3 protein-coding genes are annotated in these 4,786 nt (G+C 41.9%); all 3 read right to left on the bottom strand.

The window, feature by feature from the left end; genetic code table 11:
• A partial coding sequence (pncB, locus tag VLN09_RS10280) for a nicotinate phosphoribosyltransferase (protein WP_325246212.1) occupies positions 1–953 on the bottom strand: 953 nt, incomplete at its 3' end.
• Between the two features lie 271 nt (positions 954–1,224).
• On the bottom strand, positions 1,225–3,039 hold the full coding sequence (msrAB, locus tag VLN09_RS10275) for a bifunctional peptide-methionine (S)-S-oxide reductase MsrA/peptide-methionine (R)-S-oxide reductase MsrB (RefSeq protein WP_325246210.1): 1,815 nt from the start codon (positions 3,037–3,039) through the stop codon (positions 1,225–1,227).
• Positions 3,040–3,646: 607 nt separating this feature from the next.
• On the bottom strand, positions 3,647–4,585 hold the full coding sequence (locus VLN09_RS10270) for an ATP-binding cassette domain-containing protein (RefSeq protein WP_325246214.1): 939 nt from the start codon (positions 4,583–4,585) through the stop codon (positions 3,647–3,649).
• Between the last annotated feature and the right edge of the window lie 201 nt (positions 4,586–4,786).

Raw genomic sequence — 4,786 nt, 5'->3', positions numbered from 1 at the left:
TTATAATGAGCAATCGCTTTATCGCCCCATGAGTATGGGTCGCCACTGTCATGACGTAGACCATCGAAAAGCTTGGCAAAATACAAATCAAAATCTCGTAAAAACGCATCCATACCGACGACGTCAGTCAGCGCAATACCCAAATCACCACGATACTCATGTACCCACGCTTCAAGGGCGGCTTTTTGTGAATCACGTAGGCGCACATCCAATGCCTGAAATGCCTGCATAAATTCGTGCGCCATCGTTCCTATTGGTGTCATGCCAAGCTTTTTTGCCAAATAAACGTTAGAAGTACCACTTACTATGTTTGGTTCAGCCTTATGCAAAGTTTCAACTACATGAGCTTGCCAGTCTTTATTAAATCGTCTTCGCGTCCCAAAGTCAGCGACAATAAATTTTGGAATATCATGACCATCTTTCGACTGTGCCGCTGCATACTGATGCAATAATTCAACCTTTTTATCTAAGCGGCGCTGACCTTCTTCAAGCACACTAGCATCGGTTAATGCCTTGAAATATAGCTCATTGACGATTGCCAATACAAATACTTCAAAGAACATCGCTTGAATCATCGGTCCTTCAATATCGATAAATAAGCGACCTTTGTCATCGGTACTGACCGTGATAAAACGACGCTTTAGCTTGAAAAGCTCTAAATAATCAACGAAATCAGAACGCATAAAGCGCAAACCACGCAAATATTCAAGCTCATCTTCCAAAAAACGCAATTCACACAAGCTGTCTAACTGCTGCTCTAATTGTTTTTTGATATCAGCAAGCGGATAAGCGGCATCTTTATTATTACGGCAGCGAAAGCGGTAGACGCCATGAGTCTGTGGAAATTGATGCAGCATGGCTTGTAGCATCGTAAATTTGTATAAGTCATTATCAAGTAACGAGGTAATAATAGGTGTAAAAGTGGTAGTAATAGGAGTATGGGTAACGGTCATGTTACGGCCTTAAATGCAAAAATGAGAAGTCGCCAAAGGTATCAAGCGACAAAATAGGGATAGGTAACTCTATGGATGCCACTAATAGATAGTTATAAGCGTTTGAGTATAACGAAATTTAGGTTATTTTTCATAGTTCAGCAGCGATAACAGCAAAATTACTACGATTGACAGGACTATTCTCTACATTATTAACCGCCTATCACCTATAAAAAAGACGCTAAGGATAGTCTTAGCGTCTTTTTATATGGCTATTACACAATGTTATTTACTAAGGTTTTGCAGGTTTAACCAACTTTACAAGTGGCGCATAGCCTGACTGCGGCATCACATCGACTGGGATAAACTGTAATGCACCGCCATTGATACAATAACGCAGACCACCACGGTCCTTAGGACCATCGGGGAATACATGACCCAAATGCGAATCTGCGACACGCGAGCGAACCTCGGTACGGACCATATTAAAGGCCATGTCATCGTGTTGAGTAATCACCTGCTTGTCAATAGGCTTAGTAAAACTTGGCCAGCCACAACCAGATTGGTACTTATCGGTTGATAAGAATAATGGCTCTCCGCTGACCACATCGACATATACACCAGGAGCAAATAGCTCATCATACTCATGGCTAAACGCGCGCTCAGTGCCAGCATCTTGCGTGATATTATACTGGGCTTTAGTTAAGGTGTTTTTGAGTGCGTTTTTATCAAAGCCAGCATAACGCTTAGCATCTAGCGTCTCAGCAACACTATTTACCGGTGCTAGCTTGGTACGTGCTGTGCCTTCAGGCTTATCATCAGCGAGACTTAAATTAACGTGACAATAGCCGTTTGGGTTTTTCGCCAGATAATCTTGATGGTACATCTCAGCCAAGTAAAAATTGTCCAATGCTTGGTTTTCAACCACGACTTTTTGCTTGTGTTGGCTTTGCACACGTTTGAGCGCCGCATCTATCACCGCTTTGTCGGCTTTATCGGTGTAATAAACGCCTGAACGATACTGCACACCACGATCATTACCTTGCTTATTTAGGCTGGTTGGATCAATGACGCGGAAATAATATTTTAAGATAGTATCAAGGTCTGTTTTATCCGCATCATAGGTGACTTTGACCGCTTCGGCATGCCCTGAGCCACGAATCACTTGCTCATAGCTAGGGTTGGCGGTACCACCATTGGCATAACCTGATACTGCATCAATAACGCCATCGACGCGCTCCATATAAGCTTCAACGCCCCAGAAGCAACCGCCAGCCAAATAGATCGAGCGCGTATTAATCGCTTTACCTTTGTCATTATAGTAAACACCATCTTTTTGCTTGATGGTTTCAATCTTACTGTTATTATCCAATGCTTGCGTATTTGCTGGTTTGGCACTGCCGGCTTTGAGCTCAGCAAAATCATTATTGGCGTTTTCAGCCAATGCATAGGCTTGCTCGGCGGATATATTACCTTTGACTAAATGCACTAAGTTGCCATTTTTATCAAGTATCGCCCAGCTTGGATAGACCTGTACGCCAAGCTTATTAATCAGCTCACCTGAAGCATCCGATAATACGGGCAACTTTGGATAATCGGCTTGCACGCCTGAATACCAAGTGCTGAAATCTTTATCGGCTTTTTCGTTTAGATGTCCGGGACTTGCCACAGTGACGACATTTAAATCGGCAAATTTTGGATCCGTACGCCATTTTTCTGTCTCTTCAAGCGTTCCTAAACAGAGCGGACACCAGCTTGCCCAAAATTTAACAAGGGTTGGCTTATTGGGGTCAATAACTGCAGCCCCAGTCTCACCCAAACCTTTGGTCAGCTGTGGCAATGCCTGCATCTGCTTAAGCATGTCAGATGGCAACATATCACGTGAGCTTTTCACCCCACTGTTTTGCGTGCTCGTACTTGCGCTACTACTTGTATTATTTTCCGCGCTACTCATTTGCCCACAAGCAACCAATATCCCTGCACTCAAGACTGTCGTGACGCCAAAAGCACTGACATTCTTTAACCAACGTGATGAATTACGCGGTATGGCTGTCGCTAAATCGTCAGCGTGATTATGGTCATGATTATGAGTTTTTTTATGTGACATGAGATATCCTTTTTACGAAGTCTTACGGCCGTGAGCTAGCAATGCTAGAGCGATTCACGGTTTTTTAATATGTTGATTAGGGTGAGTGGAACGAGATTTTTGGAGAAAGCAAAAATGCTGTAGAGCTAGTAGCTGGTTTTTAATAAAAATAGGTTTTAAATAAAGACAGGTAAAACAGTATGAGGATTGATCAAGAAATTTTACACTATGCTCATACTATTAAAATCAAACTATCTGTTGAAATAAAATCATCTATATTATATTAGCTTACCTTAATAGTATATACCGATACTGGAGTTTACTTTAATAGTAAAATATAGATTGCTACACTTTTTTAACAACATAGTAAGAGTAGAGAGATAGAGGAATGTATAGGGAAAACAAAACTGAGGGAGCAACAACTATGATATAAATGGCAGAATTAGCAACACGCTGCTAGAGCGTGTCCTCATTTTAAAAATGGTGATAAAAATGAGATAAATTGCCGTTAAACAAGGAAAATAGTGCAAATAATATCGAGATATTGATAAGCTATTTGATGATGTTTGGCAAAATTTAGCCATTTTTAGCCCATTTAGAGGACATTCGATTGAATTGAGGACAAGCCCTAGTGTTTAGCCGCCATAAATTTTGCTACATATTCATCAGCGGGATTATGACGTAAATCGCTTGGCGTACCGGTTTGTACCAGACGTCCACCATTTAAAATACTAATACGCTGACCTAGCTTGGCGGCTTCATCGATATCATGGGTAATAAAAACAATCGTCTTATTCAATCGTGCTTGCAAGTCTAGTAATTGATCTTGTAGTTGAGCGCGAATCAAAGGATCGAGCGCAGAAAACGCTTCATCCATGAGTAATATAGGGTTATCCATTGCTAATGCACGTGCCAGCCCAACACGTTGCTGCATGCCACCAGATAGCTCATCAGGATAGCTACGCTCTAGATTTGATAGCCCAACTTCATTGAGCCAGTACCGAGCCACCTCATGACGCTCCTTAATACTCATTTTTCGTACTCGCAAACCATAAGCGACGTTTTGAATGACGGTCATATGAGGTACTAGACCAAAATGCTGGAATACCATACTGACTGTTTGCTGACGATAGTGCTGCAACTCTTTATCATTGAGTTCTAAGATATTCATAGCAGTCGCTGATTTTATAGCATTTAATTTTACAATATCTGGCGGTAATATATTATTATCTGTAGCCACGCCCGTAGAAGGCATCTCAGTCATAGGTTTTCTTGCATTATTTGTATTGATAGAGGTATTTACCCATATCTTACCGCTGGTTGGGTCAATCAAACGGTTGATATGACGTATCAAAGTTGACTTTCCGGAACCTGATAGTCCCATGATACAGTGCAACTCCCCTGCCTTGACTGCTAGATTAATATCATACAACCCGACCGAATAGCCGGTCTGCTCCTTGACCGCAATACTATCCATACCCTCAGCCAGTAATGCCAATACCGTTTTGGCTTGCGTTTGACTGGCGTTATATATTTTACTGATATTTTCTAGTTGGATATGATTCATCGCCGTTCTCGCTGTTTGCATGATTTTATCGGTATCGTTTTTATAATTATGATTTCAAGGTAAGCACTATCTTAGCAATAGTGAGCAACTCGCTAACCTATCGGGCGTCTAGCACTGGCAAGCGTTTTCTGCCGGGCCCGCTTGCCTTGTCCAAAGGCTTGGGTGATGCGGTCAATGATAATCGCTACGATGACAATCGCC

The sequence above is a fragment of the Psychrobacter sp. genome (assembly GCF_035469765.1).
In the GTDB taxonomy this organism is placed as follows: domain Bacteria; phylum Pseudomonadota; class Gammaproteobacteria; order Pseudomonadales; family Moraxellaceae; genus Psychrobacter.
Note: the sequence above shows the minus strand (reverse complement) of the source record. Positions and strands in the feature narration are given on the sequence as shown.